This window comes from Salinifilum ghardaiensis, from assembly GCF_054491345.1.
The window spans coordinates 2,697,410-2,713,318 of sequence record NZ_CM137101.1 but is presented as its reverse complement, the minus strand read 5'-3'; the positions used below and the strand labels follow the sequence as shown (position 1 = coordinate 2,713,318).

15 protein-coding genes are annotated in these 15,909 nt (G+C 73.6%); 13 read left to right on the top strand and 2 right to left on the bottom strand.

Annotated features, from left to right (window positions below):
* The first annotated feature begins 2 nt into the window (after positions 1–2).
* From ACVGV0_RS12430 to ACVGV0_RS12415, 4 genes are all read left to right on the top strand, one after another.
* Positions 3–1,016, top strand: a complete 1,014-nt coding sequence (locus ACVGV0_RS12430) for a zinc-dependent alcohol dehydrogenase (RefSeq protein ID WP_459155826.1) — start codon at positions 3–5, stop codon at positions 1,014–1,016.
* 20 nt (positions 1,017–1,036) lie between these two features.
* The gene (locus ACVGV0_RS12425; RefSeq protein ID WP_459155825.1) at positions 1,037–1,894 is read left to right on the top strand and encodes an SMP-30/gluconolactonase/LRE family protein; all 858 of its coding nucleotides are present in this window, start codon (positions 1,037–1,039) and stop codon (positions 1,892–1,894) included.
* A gap of 97 nt (positions 1,895–1,991) precedes the next feature.
* Entirely contained in the window at positions 1,992–3,404 is a 1,413-nt protein-coding gene (gene xylB, locus ACVGV0_RS12420; RefSeq protein WP_459155824.1) for a xylulokinase, read from the top strand.
* Between the two features lie 76 nt (positions 3,405–3,480).
* On the top strand, positions 3,481–3,831 hold the full coding sequence (locus ACVGV0_RS12415; RefSeq protein WP_459155823.1) for a LapA family protein: 351 nt from the start codon (positions 3,481–3,483) through the stop codon (positions 3,829–3,831).
* A 193-nt stretch (positions 3,832–4,024) separates the two neighbouring features.
* Here ACVGV0_RS12415 and ACVGV0_RS12410 read toward each other — a convergent pair whose 3' ends face one another.
* Both ACVGV0_RS12410 and ACVGV0_RS12405 read right to left on the bottom strand, forming a co-directional pair.
* Positions 4,025–4,945, bottom strand: coding sequence for a ribonuclease Z (locus ACVGV0_RS12410; RefSeq protein WP_459155822.1), 921 nt, complete (start codon positions 4,943–4,945; stop codon positions 4,025–4,027).
* Between the two features lie 9 nt (positions 4,946–4,954).
* Positions 4,955–5,911, bottom strand: coding sequence for a sugar-binding transcriptional regulator (locus ACVGV0_RS12405; protein ID WP_459155821.1), 957 nt, complete (start codon positions 5,909–5,911; stop codon positions 4,955–4,957).
* Between the two features lie 123 nt (positions 5,912–6,034).
* Between ACVGV0_RS12405 and ACVGV0_RS12400 the strand changes: the two genes are divergently transcribed.
* From ACVGV0_RS12400 to ACVGV0_RS12360, 9 genes are all read left to right on the top strand, one after another.
* Positions 6,035–7,039 carry a zinc-dependent alcohol dehydrogenase family protein gene (locus ACVGV0_RS12400; RefSeq protein ID WP_459160000.1) on the top strand — a complete coding sequence of 335 codons (1,005 nt, stop codon included), beginning with the start codon at positions 6,035–6,037 and terminating at the stop codon, positions 7,037–7,039.
* Positions 7,029–8,435 carry an ABC transporter substrate-binding protein gene (locus ACVGV0_RS12395; RefSeq protein ID WP_459155820.1) on the top strand — a complete coding sequence of 469 codons (1,407 nt, stop codon included), beginning with the start codon at positions 7,029–7,031 and terminating at the stop codon, positions 8,433–8,435. Before ACVGV0_RS12400 ends, ACVGV0_RS12395 begins: the two co-directional genes overlap by 11 nt.
* Before the next feature lie 89 nt (positions 8,436–8,524).
* The gene (locus tag ACVGV0_RS12390; RefSeq protein WP_459159999.1) at positions 8,525–9,376 is read left to right on the top strand and encodes a carbohydrate ABC transporter permease; all 852 of its coding nucleotides are present in this window, start codon (positions 8,525–8,527) and stop codon (positions 9,374–9,376) included.
* 17 nt (positions 9,377–9,393) lie between these two features.
* Positions 9,394–10,209: a carbohydrate ABC transporter permease gene (locus ACVGV0_RS12385; protein WP_459155819.1), complete on the top strand. Its 816-nt coding sequence runs from the start codon at positions 9,394–9,396 to the stop codon at positions 10,207–10,209.
* Between the two features lie 80 nt (positions 10,210–10,289).
* Positions 10,290–11,501, top strand: coding sequence for a dipeptidase (locus tag ACVGV0_RS12380; protein WP_459155818.1), 1,212 nt, complete (start codon positions 10,290–10,292; stop codon positions 11,499–11,501).
* A gap of 189 nt (positions 11,502–11,690) precedes the next feature.
* The gene (gene hpnC, locus ACVGV0_RS12375) at positions 11,691–12,599 is read left to right on the top strand and encodes a squalene synthase HpnC (protein WP_459155817.1); all 909 of its coding nucleotides are present in this window, start codon (positions 11,691–11,693) and stop codon (positions 12,597–12,599) included.
* Positions 12,596–13,525, top strand: a complete 930-nt coding sequence (locus ACVGV0_RS12370) for a phytoene/squalene synthase family protein (protein ID WP_459155816.1) — start codon at positions 12,596–12,598, stop codon at positions 13,523–13,525. The genes hpnC and ACVGV0_RS12370 overlap by 4 nt, the downstream gene beginning before the upstream one ends.
* A complete protein-coding gene (hpnE, locus tag ACVGV0_RS12365; RefSeq protein ID WP_459155815.1) occupies positions 13,522–14,883 on the top strand; it encodes a hydroxysqualene dehydroxylase HpnE in 1,362 nt (453 codons plus the stop codon). The genes ACVGV0_RS12370 and hpnE overlap by 4 nt, the downstream gene beginning before the upstream one ends.
* Positions 14,880–15,905, top strand: coding sequence for a polyprenyl synthetase family protein (locus tag ACVGV0_RS12360; RefSeq protein WP_459155814.1), 1,026 nt, complete (start codon positions 14,880–14,882; stop codon positions 15,903–15,905). Before hpnE ends, ACVGV0_RS12360 begins: the two co-directional genes overlap by 4 nt.
* Positions 15,906–15,909: the final 4 nt, after the last annotated feature.

The following is a 15,909-nucleotide window of genomic DNA, read 5'->3' as shown; positions in this document are numbered from 1 at the left end:
GCATGGACGCGCGCGCCGTCGTCATCGACGAACCCGAGCACCTGCGCACCGCACCGGCCGAGCCCCGGCGACCGGAGGCGGGGGAAGCGCTCGTCCGCGTGGCGTGGTCGGGCATCTGCGGCTCGGACCTGGAGGTCTACCGCGGAACCCGGCCCGCCGAGCTCGTCCGGTACCCCGTCGTGCCCGGGCACGAGTGGTCGGGCACGGTGCAGGAGGTCGGAAGCGGCGTCGACCCCGACTGGGTCGGCAAGCCGGTCGTCGGGCAGGGGATCCGCAACTGCGGCACGTGCCCGGCATGCCGCAGGGGATCCGACAACCTCTGCGCCACCGACTACGACGAGACCGGCTTCACCCGCCCCGGAGCTTGGGCCGACCACCTCGTCCTGCCCGCCCGGCTGCTGCACGAGTTGCCCGCGCACGCGGACCTGCGCGCCGCCGCGGCCCTCGAACCGACCGCCTGCGCTGCGGCGGCGTGCCTGCGGCTGGCGACCGTCCCCGGCGAGCGGGCCGCCGTCGTGGGCGCGGGCAGCCTCGGGCTGCTGGCCACCCAGCTGCTCGCCGCGGCCGGGCCGCGCGAGCTCGTCGTCGTCGACCCCGACCGCGATCGAACCGCGCTGGCCGAGCACTGCGGTGCCGACCGCCTCGTCGGCACCGCCGAGGCCGAGCAGTGGCACGGTTGCTTCGACGCCGTCCTCGAGGCGGCCGGAGCCCCCGGGACGGCACGGCAGGCGATCCGCCTGGCCCGGCGCGGCGGTCGCGTCGCGCTGACCGGGCTCGCCGCCGCGGACCCGGACCCGCCCACCCCGGCCGAACTGGTCAGCGCCGAGCTCGCGGTGCACAGCGTGTTCGGCGCCTCGGCCGCAGCGTGGACGCACGCGGTGCGGGCCTTCACCGCCGGCGCGGTCGACCCGGGGCGGATCATCACCGCCGAATTCGGCATCGACGAAGCGGGACACGCGTTGCAGACCCTGGGGCAGCGCCGGAGCGATACGGTAAAGATGGTGCTGCACCCCTGAGCGACGTGAACGGAGGGCGCATGAGCCAGCGCGCCGAGCCCATCACCGAAGCCTGCGCCCACCACGGCGAAGGCCCCGTCTGGCACCCCGCGTGGCCGGGGCCGCGGTGGGTCGACATGCACGCCGGCGACGTGCTGACCCTGGACCGCACCACGGGCGAGGTCAGCCGCACCCACGTCGGTGAGGTCGCCGCGATGCTGCGGCCGCGCTCGGCCGGCGGGGTCGTGCTGGCGCTGGAGCGCGGCTTCGCCCTCGCCGACGACGACCTCGGCAACCTGTTCCCGTTCGAACCACTGTGGACCGATCACTCGGTGCGCATGAACGACGGGGGGTGCGCGCCCGACGGGAGCCTGTTCTGCGGATCGATGGCGGTGTCCGAGGCCCCGGAGGAGGGCTCGCTGTTCCGCCTCGACCCGCTGGGGGAGGTGACCATCGCCATCCCCGAGGTGACCGTGTCGAACGGGTTCGCCTTCAGCCCGGACGGCGGGACCGCCTACTACGTGGACACGCCCACCCAGTGCGTCGACGCGTTCGACTACGTCGACTACCAGCTGCAGCGGCGCCGCACCGTGGTGCGCATCGATCCCGCCGACGGCGCGCCGGACGGGCTGGCCGTGGACGCGCAGGGCGACATCTGGGTCGCGCTGTGGGGCGGGGGAGCGGTGCGCCACTACACGCCCGAGGGCAGGCTCGTCGCCACCTACGAGGTCCCCGCGCCGCGCGTGACGGCGTGCGCCTTCGGCGGTGCGGACTACGACGAGCTGTTCATCACCACGTCCCGAGTGGACACCGACCTGGAGCGGTACCCGCGGGCCGGGGCGCTGTTCCGGATCGCCGACGTCGGCCCGGGAGCACCGGTCCTGCCCTACGGCGGCTGACGTGCGCGGACCGGTGCCCACCGGTGCTCCGGTTGACCGCACGCGTGCGCACCGTGGCAGGATCTTGCCGGTTTCCCGGCTGGAAGGAAGATGCCACGTGCACGTGCTCGGTCTCGACTCCTCGACGCAGTCCACCAAGGCGGTGCTGGTCGACGCCGACAACGGCGCGATCACCGCGCAGGGGCAGGCGGCGCACCCCGAGGGGACCGAAGCGCCGCCGCAGGCCTGGTGGGACGCCGCGCAGGACGCGGTGCGCCGAGCGCTGGCCGAGGCGCCCGACCGCCCCGTGGCGGCCGTGTCCGTCGCCGGCCAGCAGCACGGCATGGTCGCCGTGGACGCGGCGGGGCGGCCGGTGCGCGACGCCCTGCTGTGGAACGACACGCGCTCGGCCGAGCAGGCGCGCGGTCTCACCGCCCGCTACGGGGCCGAGACCTGGGCCCGGCGCACCGGTCTGGTGCCGGTGCCCAGCTTCACCGTGACCAAGCTGGCGTGGCTGGCCGAGCAGGAACCGGACAACGCCGACCGCGTCGAGCAGGTGCTGCTCCCGCACGACTGGGTCACCTGGCAGTTCGCCGGGGCGCGCGCCGAGGCGTGCACCGATCGCGGAGACGCCTCCGGCACGGGCTACTTCGACCCGACCACCGGCACGTGGTTGCCCGACCTGCTCGCCGACGCGATGGGCGGGCGGCGGCCGCGGCTGCCGCGCGTGCTCGGGCCCGCCGAGCCCGGCGGGACCGCAGCTCTGTCCGGTGTGTCCGGTGCGCTGCTGGCCCCCGGAACCGGCGACAACATGGCCGGGGCGCTGGGGCTCGGCGCGCAGCCCGGGGATGTCGTCGTCTCCCTGGGCACCTCGGGCACCGCGTTCGCCGTCACCGACGGTCCGACCGCCGATCCGAGCGGCACGGTCGCCGGTTTCTGCGACGCCACGGGGCGCTACCTGCCGCTGGTGTGCACGCTCAACGCCGCGCGCGTGCTCAGCGCGACCGCGGAGGTGCTCGGTACCGACCTGGCAGGGCTGGACGAGCTCGCCCTCGAAGCCGCTCCGGGCGCCGGTGGGCTGACGCTGCTGCCGTACCTCGAGGGGGAGCGCACGCCGGACCTGCCGGAGGCGAGCGGCACGCTCGCCGGGCTGCGGCGCACGAACATGACGCCGCAGAACCTGGCCAGGGCCGCGGTCGAGGGGATGCTCTGCGGTCTGGCCGACGGGGTGGACGCGCTGCGCGGTACCGGAGTCGAGGTGCGCCGCGTGCTGCTCATCGGCGGTGCGGCCAAGTCGGCCGCGGTCGAGGCGGTCGCGGCCGACCTGTTCGGCGTCGGCGTGGAGATCCCGGACCCGGCCGAGTACGTCGCGCTCGGCGCGGCGAAGCAGGCGGCGTGGGTGGCCGGTGGCGGAAGCGGGCCCCCGGAGTGGCCGCTGCGCGGCCGGAGCGCGCAGCCGCGGGACCCGGACGCCGGGGCAGCGGTGCGGGCGGAGTACGCGCAGGCGCGGGCCGCGATCGCCGGGGTGTGACCCACCATCGCTCGTTCGGGTGAGAATCGGCCGTGCGCCGGATCGGGGCCGGCAGGGGGAACGCGAAGATGCCCCCATGAGCAAACGGGACGAGTCCGGGAACTCCGGTGAGACCGCCCCCGCTTCCGGGCAGCACCAGGCCGGGCGCACGCGCACCGGGGGGATCTGGGTGGCCGTCGTCGTCGCGGCGGTCGTGCTCGCCTTCCTGCTGGTGTTCATCCTGCAGAACTCCGAGGCGGTCACGGTCCGGTTCCTGTGGATGCAGGGCCAGCTGCCCACCGGGGTGGCGCTGCTGTTCGGCGCTCTGGCCGGCGCGCTGTTCGTGGCGCTGATCGGCACGGCCCGGATCCTGCAGCTGCGGCACGCCGCCCGGCGCCGCCGGCGCCGGGGTCGCCCGGGGCTCTTCCGCCGCGCTGCTCCTTCGTAGGGGCGACTCGTCGGCGCTGCGGCACGCACCGGCTTTCCGGGACTCCTCCAGAGAGCGCGATTTCCATGAAACCGGGAGCCGTCCCCGCACGTTTGCAGGGCGAACTGTCCCCCCGCGATCGTGGTAGCTCCGACTGCATCGATGAGGACCACCGAGGCGCCTGCTGCACCGGGGGAGCGGCGCCGCCGGGGAGTCAGGGGCGGCGCCGCGGTGGCAGGGGTACGCGGGCGAGGTCCTCGGCCACGTGCACCGGGCCGTCGAACACGGCCGCGGCCTCGGCGGCGAACCGCGCCGGGTCCTCGTAACGCTGGGAGAAGTGCGTCAGCACCAGCGCGCCCACGCGGCACTCGGCGGCGACGCGCGCGGCCTGCGCCGCGGTCAGGTGGCGGTACTCCTCGGCCAGGTGCGCGTCCTGGTCGAGGAACGTGGACTCGACCACGAGCAGGTCCACCCCCTCGGCGAGCGCGAACACCCCGTCGCACAGCCGAGTGTCCATGATGAACGCGGCCTTCTGCCCCGGGCGGTGCGCGCTGACCTCGGCCAGCTCGACCACCCCGCGGGGCAGCTGCAGCCTCCCCGCGCGCTGCAGCTGGCCCACCTGCGGGCCGCTGATGCCGTGCCGCGCCAGCTCCTCGGGCAGGATCCGCCGCCCGTCCGGTTCGACCAGGCGGTAGCCGAAGGTCTCGATCCGGTGGTCCAGCCGCCGCGCGTGCAACGTGCCGAACGGGCCCGAGGCGACCACCCCGTCCTGGCGGATCGGGTGCTGGTGCAGGTCCAGCCCGTCGGAGGACACCGACGCGCGCCGCAGGTGGTGGAAGTGCTCCTCCCCGCGGGCGGGGTAGTGCGCGTGCACCGGCCGGGCCACGCCGTCCAGGGACATCCGCTGCAGCACTCCGGGCACCCCCAGGCAGTGATCACCGTGGAAGTGCGTCAGGCAGAGGTGGTGGATCTCGTGCGCCCGGGCGCCGGCGAGGGTCATCTGCCGCTGGGTCCCCTCGCCCGGGTCGAACAGGAAGCCGGTGCCGTCCCACCGCAGCAGGTAGCCGTTGTGGTTGCGGTGCTTGGTCGGCACCTGGCTGGCGGTGCCGAGCACGACGAGTTCGCGCTGCGACATCACCCCAGGCTAGGACACCTCGGGCAGGAGCCGTTCCGCGGCGTCGGTGTCGATGATCAGGCTGGTGATGATGCCCGAGCGCAGGATCGCGGCGATGGCCGGGGCCTTCGCGGTGCCGTAGCCGAGGCCGACGACCTCGCCGATGCCGCGCAGCTGGTCGCCGCCGATGGCGAGGATGCGGTGGGCCAGCTCGGTGGCCACGGGTGCGCCGGTGCCGTCGAAGACGCGCCCGGCGATCTCGGCGACGGCGCCCGCGCGGGCGAGTCCGTCCCGTTCGGACTCACCGATCGTGTCGTACACCGTGGACTCCCCGTGCTGCCACGCGCCGATGCTCACCACGGCGGTGGTGATGCGGCGGAACTGCTCGAAGGTTTCGGCGATGCCCGGCTGGCTGCGCAGCACGTCGGTGGTGCGCCGGTCGGGCAGCACGAGCGGGCCGTAGATCGGGTAGGGCGGGCCGCCGCTGGAAGCGGCGACGTGGCGCACGGTTTCGACCGTGCGGTCGCGCATGTCCATGCCGGCGTGCACCCCGCACAGCTGCACCACGGGGCAGGGCGGCAGCTCGCCGACCGCGGCGGCCATCGCGTTGACCGTGCGGGCCCAGGCCAGTCCGAGGACGTCGTCGGCGGAGAGCAGGTCGCCGAGCAGGGCGGCGGCGAGCGCGCCGATGCGCTCGCGCAGCACGGGTCGCGCGTCCGGGGTGTGCGCGCGGTCGAGGACGAGCGCGCGGCGCAGCCCGTAGGTGCGCGCGATCGCGTCGCCGAGACCCGGGTCCACGGGCAGCGGCAGGTCGAACTCCACGCGCACGAGCCCGCGTTGCTGGGCCGCGGTGATCAGCCGCGCGACCTTGAAGCGGCTCAGCCCGAGGTCCGCGGCGATGTCGATCTTGGACTCGCCGAGCACGAAGTGGCGGTGCGCCGCGGTCGCGGCCAGCAGTGCGGTATCGGTGTCCCACTCATTGCTCATATGAGCATTCTACTCATCGATCTGCCGGAATGAGTTGACGAATTGACGGCGCACCCTCTTCAATTTCGGATCAAGCGTGAAGCAACGGGACGCGGAAGTGCTCATATGAGCGGAAGGGGAAGCATGCGCGCGGCGATCATCGACAAGCCCGGTCAACTCCGGGTCGGCACCGTCGCCGATCCGGAACCGCAGCCGGACGAGCTCGTGGTCCGGGTGGGGGCCTGCGGCATCTGCGGCACGGACGTGCACATCGCCGACGGCGAGTTCCCGCCCACGCCGTACCCCATCGTTCCCGGGCACGAGTTCGCCGGCGAAGTCGTCGCCGTCGGTGCGGCCGTGCGCGGGGAGTGGCGCACCGGCGACCGCGTCGCCGTCGACCCCTCCCGGTTCTGCGGCCGCTGCGCGCCGTGCCGGTCCGGTCGCGGCAACCTCTGCGCCGCGTGGGGCGCCACCGGCGACACGGTCGACGGTGCCTTCGCCGAGTACGTGGCCGTGCCCGCCGCGACCTGCCACCGCATGCCCGAGTCGATGACCTTCCAGCAGGGCGCCGCGGTCGAACCCGTCTCGTGCGCCGTGCACGGCGTCCGCCGCATCGGCGTCGAAGCGGGGGAGCGGTTCCTCGTCACCGGCGCGGGCACGATGGGGCTGATCATGCAGCAGCTGCTGCAGCGCTCCGGAGCCGCGGTCACCGTCGTCGACCGCAACGCCGAACGCCTCGGCCGGGCCCGCGAGCTCGGGGCGCGGACCGTCGCGAGCGACATCGCCGAGCTCGACGAGCGCTTCGAGGCCGCGATCGACTGCACCGGCGCGGCGCCCGCGATCGAAGGGGCCTTCGACGCCCTCGACCGCGGCGGGCGCCTGCTCGTGTTCGGCGTGGCCGCCGAACAGGCGCGCGTGCAGCTGTCGCCGTTCCGCATCTACAACGACGAACTCACCATCGTCGGCTCCATGGCCGTGCTGCACAGCTACGGCCGTGCGCTCGAACTCGTCGGCAGCGGTGCGGTGGACACCGACGCGCTGGTCACCGACACGCTCCCGCTCGAGCGCTTCGACGACGCGCTCGCCCGGATGCGCGCCGGTACCGGGCTGAAGATCCAGGTCACCCCGGGAGGAACCGATGCGCGGTAGCGGAGGGGACGGCAGCGCGAGAGGGCGCGGCAGCGGGAGGAGGCGCGGCGGGGCGAGCGCGCGCGGCCTCGTCGCGCTGCTGGCCGTCGGCGTGCTGCTGGTCAGCGGCTGCGCCGGCGCCGGGGAGCTGGGCACCGACCGGCGCACGCTCACGGTGGCCATCGTGTCCAACCCGCAGATGAAGGACGCGATCGCGCTGTCCGACCAGTTCGAGCGCGAGAACCCCGGCATCTCGCTGAAGTTCGTCGAACTGCCGGAGAACCAAGCGCGGGCGAAGATCACCGCCTCCACCGCCACCCAGGGCGGCGAGTTCGACATCGTGATGATCAGCAACTACGAGGCCGAGCAGTGGGCCGCCAACGGCTGGCTGCGCAACCTGCAGCCGCACATCCGCAGCAGCCCCGGCTACGACCCCGGTGACTTCATCCCCAGCATCCGCGAGTCCCTGTCCTACGAGGGATCGATGTACGCGGTCCCGTTCTACGGCGAGTCGTCCCTGCTCAGCTACCGCAAGGACCTCTTCCGCGAAGCGGGGCTGCGCATGCCGGAGAACCCCACCTGGGGGCAGGTCGCCCGGATGGCCGCGCAGCTCGACGACCCCGAACGCGGGATCGCCGGCATCTGCCTGCGCGGCAAACCGGGGTGGGGCGAGAACCTCGCGCCGTTCACCTCGATCGCCCACGCCTTCGGGGCGCGCTGGTTCGACGAGGACTGGAACGCGCGCCTGACCTCGTCGAACTTCCGCCGCGCGGCCCACTTCTACGTCGACCTGGTGCGCGCGCACGGCGAAGTCGGCGCCTCCAGCGCCGGGTTCTCCGAGTGCGGCAACCGCTACACCCAGGGCAACGCGGCCATGTGGTACGACGCCACCGCCATGGCCGGCACCAACGAGGACCCGGGCAGCAGCAACGTCGTCGGCAAGTCCGGCTACGTCACCGCGCCCGTGGCCGAGACGCCGCGCACCGGCTGGCTGTACACCTGGGCGCTGGCCATCCCGAAGTCCACCGAGAACCCCGGTGCGGCGTGGAAGCTCATGCGGTGGATGACCAACAAGGAGTTCGTGCGCGAGGTCGGCACCCGGCTCGGCTGGAACCGGGTGCCACCGGGCCACCGCGAGTCCACCTACGAGATCCCGGAGTACCGCCGCGCGGCCGCCGCCTACGCCGGGCCGACGCTGGAGGCGATCGAGAGGGCCGACCAGCGCACGGCGATCCGCGGGCCGGTGCCCTACGAGGGGCTGCAGTTCGTCGGCATCCCGGAGTTCCAGGACCTGGGCACACGGGTGAGCCAGCAGCTGTCGGCCGCCATCGCCGGGCGCAAGAGCGTCGACGAGGCGCTGCGGCAGTCCCAGCAGTACGCCGAGTCCGTGGCACGTTCCTACCGGGAGGAGCAGTGAGCGCAGTCACCGAGGAGTCCGCGCGCCCGGCAGCGCCCGCCGCGCTCCGCGAGGGCGGGCGCGGGCGCGCGGGACGGCGCGAGCGCTGGCTGCGGCGCCTGCCGCTGCTGCCGGCGTTGCTGTTCACCGTCGTGGTCACGCAGGTCCCGTTCCTGCTGACCGTGTACTACTCGCTGCAGTCCTGGAACCTCGTCCGCCCCGGGTCGCAGCAGTTCGTCGGGCTGCGCAACTACGCGGACGTGTTCGCCGACAGCCAGTTCCGCACCGCGGCGCTGAACACGGTCGCGCTGACCGTGGTCTGCGTGGTCGTGTCCCTGCTGCTCGGTCTGGGGCTGGCGCTGCTGCTCGACCGCGAGTTCCCCGGCCGCGGCGCGGTGCGCACCCTGCTGATCACGCCGTTCCTCGTCCTGCCGGCGGCCGGCGCGCTGCTGTGGAAGACGACGATGTTCGACCCCTCCTACGGGCTGCTGAACTTCGCGCTCGGCACCGAGGTGGACTGGCTCTCGACGTTCCCGCTGGCCTCGGTGATGACCCAGATCATCTGGCAGTGGACGCCGTTCATGATGCTGCTGCTGTTGGCCGGGCTGCAGGCCCAGTCCCGGGAAGTGCTCGAAGCGGCCCAGGTCGACGGCGCGGGGCGCTGGCGCACCTTCGTGTCGATCACGCTGCCGCAGCTGAGCCGCTACATCCAGCTCGCCGTGCTGCTGGGCGCGATCTACATCGTCAACAGCTTCGACGCCATCTACCTGATGACGCAGGGCGGTCCGGGCACGGCGAGCACGAACCTGCCGTACTACATCTACCAGCGAGCGTTCGAGGGGTTCGACGTCGGGCAGTCGGCGGCGATGGGCGTGGTCGTCGTGGTCGGCACGCTGATCGTGGCGACCTTCGCCCTGCGGCTGATGTTCCGCTCGTTCGGCGTCCACGGGAGCACGAGATGAGGGGGCACGGGGGCGAGATGAGAAGGCATGCGGGCCGTTGGGCGCTGACCGCGGCCACCTGGGCGATCGCCGTGGTGTTCGTCCTCCCGCTGCTGTGGATGGTGCTCACCGCGTTCAAGCGGGAGGTCGACGCCTACACCGACCCGCCGCGGCTGCTGTTCACCCCCACCTGGGAGCAGGTCCAGGGCGTGCTCGAACGAGGATTCCTGCCGTACCTGGGCAATTCCGCGTTCGTCACCGCCACCTCCACGCTGCTGGTGCTCGCGCTGGCCCTGCCGGCGGCGTACGCGCTGTCCATCGCGCCGATCCCGCGCAGCAGCGACGCGCTCGGCTTCTTCCTGTCCACGAAGATGCTGCCGATCGTCGCCGCGATCATCCCGCTGTACGTGGTCTCGCAGAACCTGGGGCTGCTCGACAACGTCTGGGTGCTGGTGCTGCTGTACGCGGCGATGAACCTGCCGCTGGCGGTGTGGATGCTGCGGTCGTTCCTGCTGGAGGTGCCGCGCGAACTGCTGGAGGCCGGACGGATCGACGGGGCCGGGTTGCCGACCCTGCTGGCGCGCGTGCTGCTGCCCGTGGTGGCGCCCGGCATCGCTGCCACGGCGCTGGTCTGCGTGATCTTCTCGTGGACCGAGTTCTTCTTCGCCGTCAACCTCGCCGCCGCGCGCGCCGGCACCGTCCCGGTGTACCTCGTCGGGTTCATCACCAGCGAGGGGCTGTACTGGGCGCAGCTGTCGGCGGCGGCGCTGCTGGCCTCGCTGCCGGTGGTGGTCGTGGGGTGGTTCGCGCAGAACCACCTCGTCCGCGGGCTGTCCATGGGTGCGGTGAAGTGATCCGCAGGACCTCCGGGAGGCGGTAACTTGGCAGCGGTGCACACGGCGCGGCGCGCCCGCGGAGACGACCGGAGGTGGGCATGACCGGTGCGGAGGAGTCCACGGCCGAACACCTGTTGCCCCGCGCCCGCGCGCTGCTGGCCGAGTACCCCGTCGTCGACGGGCACAACGACCTGGCCTGGGCGTTGCGCACGCAGGTCGGCTACGACCTCGGCCGGTGCGACGTCGGGGCGGACCAGACGGGCCGGCTGCACACCGACCTGCCGCGGCTGCGCGCCGGTGGCGTGGGCGCGCAGTTCTGGTCGGTGTACGTCTCCACCGACCTCGCCGGCGACCGCGCGGTCAGCGCCACCCTCGAGCAGATCGACTGCGTGCGCACCCTCCTGCGCCGCCACCCGGGGACGCTGGTGGCGGCGGACTCGGCCGCGGACGTGGAGCGCGCCCGGGCGCACGGGCGGATCGCCTCGCTGCTCGGGGCCGAGGGCGGGCACTGCATCGCCGGCTCGCTGGGCACGCTGCGCGTGTTCCGCGAGCTCGGCGTGCGCTACCTGACGCTGACGCACAACGAGAACGTGCCCTGGGCGGACTCGGCCACCGACACGCCGGCTGCCGGTGGCCTGACCCCGTTCGGCACCGCCGTGGTGCACGAGATGAACCGGCTCGGCATGCTCGTCGACCTCTCCCACGTCTCCGCCGACACCATGCGCGCGGCGCTGCGCGCGAGCCGGGCGCCGGTGCTGTTCTCCCACTCCTCGGCGCGCGGGGTGTGCGACCACCCGCGCAACGTCCCCGATGACGTGCTCGAGGCGATGCCGGACAACGGCGGGGTCGTCATGGTGACGTTCGTGCCCAAGTTCGTCTCCGCCGAGGTGGCCGCGTGGGACCGCGAGGTGGACGCCCACCTCGGATCGCTCGGCCTCGACCCGATGTCGCCGGAGGCCGCTGCGGTCGCGGAGCGGCGGCGCTTCGCCGAGAGGCGCCCGCCGCCGCAGGTCACCGTGTCCAGTGTGGCCGATCACCTCGAGCACGTGCGGGAGCGCGCCGGCATCGAGCACATCGGACTCGGCGGCGACTACGACGGGACCGGGGACATGCCGCGCGGGCTCGACGACGTCGCCGGCTACCCGCGACTGATCGCCGAACTGCTGCGGCGCGGCTGGTCCGAACCCGACATCGCGAAACTGACCTGGCACAACGCCGTTCGCGTGCTGCACGAGGCCGAAGAGGTGGCCGCGCGGCTGCAGGCGCACGAGCGGCCGGCGCCGCCCGTCCTCGGCGAGCGCGACGGCTGAACGCCCCCGCCGCTCGTCGCGACGGCCCGTTCCGCCTCCCCGGATCGTCCCGCTCCGCCGCCTCCCGCGGAGGCGCGTGTACCAGGTGTTCGAAGACCCCGACGCGCCGCGGCGCTTCGTCCTGCGTTGTGCCCGGCGGGATCTTAGGATGCCGACTACGCCTCCTGGCCGTCGGATAGGAGGAGGGCCATGGTCGTATCGCTGCCCGACCCCACAACTCCGAACGCGGAAGCCGAGCCCTCGAAAGAGCTACCGCGCTCGGGGGACTTCCCGCGCACAGCTGCCGTCGTGGGGCAGATGCGTTCGGAGAACTTCCCGGTCGCCTCGCGGATCCTGCCGCGCACGATGCAACGCCACCTGCACGCGCTCTACGGCTACTTCCGCCTCGTCGACTACGCCGGCGACGACGCTCCCGGGGACCGCGGCGCCCTGCTCGACCTGCTCGAGGTCGACCTCAAACGCGCCTACCAGGCAACCGCGCGGATCCCGGTGATGCGCACGCTGCAGCCGACCGTGCACGAGTGTGGCATCCCGTACGACACCCTGGTCAAGCTGATCGAGGCCAACCGGCAGGACCAGCACGTCCGCCGGTACGACACGTTCGCCGACCTCGTGGACTACTGCCGCCTGTCGGCCAACCCGGTCGGGGAGGCCGTGCTGCACGTGTTCGACCGCGCCGAGCCGGAGCTCATCCGCCTGTCCGACCGCATCTGCACCGCGCTGCAGATCCTCGAGCACTGCCAGGACCTCGCCGAGGACCTGCGGCAGGACCGCGTCTACCTCCCGGCGACCGACCTGAAGCGGTTCCACTGCGAGGAGCACGAACTCACCCGCGCCACCGCCTCGACCCGCCTGCGCGGGCTCGTGCGGTTCGAAGTCGACCGCGCCCACCGGGTGCTCGACGTCGGAGCAGCGCTGGTCAACCGGCTCTCGGGCATGGCGCGCATCGCCGTGGCCGGTTACGTCGCCGGCGGGCGGGCCACCGCGGCCGCCTTCGCCCGCGCCGGGTACGACCCGCTGGGCGGGGACGTGCGTCCGAGCAGGACGCGCACCTTCGCCGAGTGGGGGCGGCTGTACACGATGGGGGGCTCCCGGTGACTCCCACGGACCCGCTCCGCGCGGCCTACGACGAGTGCGAACGCATCACCAGGCAGCAGGCGCGCAACTTCTCCTACGGCATCCGCCTGCTGCCGGGGCCGAAACGCCGCGCGCTGTCCGCGGTCTACGCCTTCGCGCGCCGCATCGACGACATCGGTGACGGCGCCCTCTCCGTCGAGGAGAAGCTGCGACAGCTCAAGCAGACCCGCGCGCAGCTGCGCGAGCTGACCACCGGTGCCGACGATCCGGTGCTGGCCGCGCTGGCGGACACCGGCGAGCGGATGCCCGTGCCGCTGGAGGCCTTCCACGAACTCCTCGACGGCTGCGAAGCCGACGTGCGCGGCCGGCCGTACACCACCTACGACGAGCTGCTGGACTACTGCCGCAGCGTGGCGGGATCCATCGGGAGGCTGTCGCTGGGCGTGTTCGGCACCGACGACGTCGCCCGCGACGCGTCCCGCGCCGACGCCCTCGGCATCGCGCTGCAACTGACGAACATCCTCCGCGACGTGCGGGAGGACTGCGCCGCCGGGCGCGTGTACCTGCCGGACGAGGACCTCGCCGCTTTCGGCGTCGTCCTGCACCCGGCGGCCGCCGAGGACTCCGCCCCGCCGGGCGGCCCGCGGCCCGGCGGCGCCGCCGGGCGGGACGGAGCCCCGCTCAGCGGCGTGGAGAACGCCGGCTGGGACGCGCTGATGCGCTACGAGATCGCGCGCACCGAATCCTGGTACGACGAAGGGCTGCAGCTGCTGCCCGCGCTCGACCGCGGCAGCCGCGCCTGCTGCGCGGCCATGGCCGGCATCTACCACCACGTGCTGCGGCGCATCGCCGAGCGCCCGCGGACCGTGCTCACCCGGCGCACCACGCTGCCCACCTGGCGCAAGGCCGAAGTGGCCGCTCGCTCGCTGGTGGGGATGCGGCCATGAACCGCGCCAGCGTCCTCGTCGTCGGCGGCGGTCTCGCCGGCATCACCGCCGCGCTGCGCTGCGCCGACCGCGGTTTCGCGGTCCGCCTGGTGGAGGGGCGGTCCCTGCTCGGCGGTGCGACCTACTCGTTCTCGCGCGGCCCGCTGACCGTCGACACGGGACAGCACGTGCTGCTGCGCTGCTACGAGCACTACCGCGCCCTGCTGCGCCGGCTCGGCGTGGCCGACGGGGTGCGGGTGCAGCCACGGCTGCACGTGCCCGTGCTGTCGCCGCACCGCAGCCCCGTCGTGCTGCGCCGGTGGAACCTGCCCGCCCCGGCGCACCTCGCCCCGGCGCTGTGCGCCAACCGGTGGTTGAGCGCGGGCGAGCGCCTGCGCGCGGTGCGCACGGCGCTCGCCCTGCGCCGCCTCGACCCGGACGACCCGCGACTGGACGCCGCGAGTTTCGGCGACTGGCTGCGCGAGCAGGGGGAGTCGCAGCGCGTCACCGACGTGCTGTGGGGCATGCTCACCACCGCGGCGCTGAACGCCCGCCCGGACGACGCGTCGCTGGCGCTGGCAGCGCGCGTGTTCCGCACCGGCGTGCTGGACGACACCGCCAGCGCCGACATCGGCGTGCCCCGGCTGCCGCTGCGCGAGCTGCACGGCGACCCGGCCGCGCGCGCCCTGACCGCGGCGGGCGTCGCGGTGCACACGAACACCAAGGTGCGCGGGGTTTTCCGCAGCGGCGACGGCCTGCGCGCCACCACCCGCGACCGCGACCGGCACGCCCCGCTGACCGCCGACCACGTCGTGCTGGCCGTGCCGCACCAGCAGGCGGCCGCGCTCGTGGCCGACCTGCCGGTGCGCGGCGCGTCCCGGTGGTCGGCCCTGTCGGCCGCACCGATCATCAACGTCCACGTGCACTACGACCGCGCGGTGACCGGACATGAGCTGTGCTCGGTCGTGGATTCGCCGCTGCAGTGGATCTTCGACCGCACCGCTGCGTCTGCGGCGACGACCGGGCAGTACCTGGCGGTGTCGGTCTCGGCGGCGTGGGAGGACGCGCACCGGCGCACCGAGGAGATCCGCGCGCGGTACCTGTCCGCGCTGTCCGAGGTGTTCCCGCGCGCCGCCGCGGCCGGGGTGCGCGACTTCTTCGTCACCCGCGAACCGAACGCGACCTTCCACCAGACGCCGGGAACCGCCGCGCACCGGCCCGCCGCGCGCACCGCCGTGCCCGGGCTCGTGCTGGCCGGGGCGTGGACCGCGACCGGACTGCCGGACACGCTCGAAGGTGCGGTGCTCAGCGGGCTCCGCGCCGCCGAGGTGGTCGAAGCCGAGCAGGGATCCCGACACGGTGTGGAGGAGACGGCATGACTTCAGTGCTTCCCGCGGCCCTCACCACCGCGCGCGAATCGATCGAGCCGATGCTGCGCGCCCGCGTCGACCGGCTCGACCCGGAGATGCGCCGCGTGTGCACCTACCACTTCGGGTGGACCGATGTGGACGGAAGCGCCACCAATGAGGGCGGCAAGGCGTTGCGCCCCGCGCTCGTGCTGCTGTCCGCGCAGGCCGCCGCGGAAGCCGGTGGTGCGGAGGACGCCGCGGAACGGGCCGTTCCCGCGGCGGTCGCGGTGGAGCTGGTGCACAACTTCTCGCTGCTGCACGACGACGTCATGGACGCCGACACCTCCCGCCGGCACCGCCCCACGGCGTGGACCGTCTTCGGCCGCTCCGCCGCGCTGCTGGCCGGGGACGCGCTGCTGAACCTCTCCACCGAGGTGCTGCTGGAGTCCTCCTCGCAGCGGGCGGCCGACAGCGCGCGCACCCTCGCGGCGACCACGCGCACCCTCATCGCCGGGCAGTCGGCCGATCTCGACTTCGAGCGGCGCGCCGGCGTCACCCTCGACGAGTGCCTGCAGATGGCGCACGACAAGACCGCCGCCCTGCTCGGGTGCGCGGCCTCGATCGGCGCGCTGCACCAGGGGGCCGGTGAGGCGTTCGTCGCGCGACTGCGCGGTTTCGGGCGCGAGCTCGGCATGGCCTTCCAGCTCGTGGACGACCTGCTCGGCCTGTGGGGCGACCCCGAGGTCACGGGCAAACCGGTGCTGTCCGACCTGCGCGCGCGCAAGAAGACTCTGCCGGTGGTGCACGCGCTGTCCTCGGCAACGCGGTGCGGCCAGCGGCTCCGCGCGCTGTACGCCCAGGAGGACCCGCTGACCGAGGACCAGCTGCACGAGGCCGCGGAAATGGTGCAGCGGGCCGGATCCGAGGGCTGGGCCCGCGCCGAGTGCGACCGCAGGCTGACCGCCGCCCGCGCGTACCTGCCCCCCGTGCCTTCCGGGGCCGGCACGTCGTTGACCGAGCTCGCCGAATTCATCGTACGGAGGCAACGTTGACCGA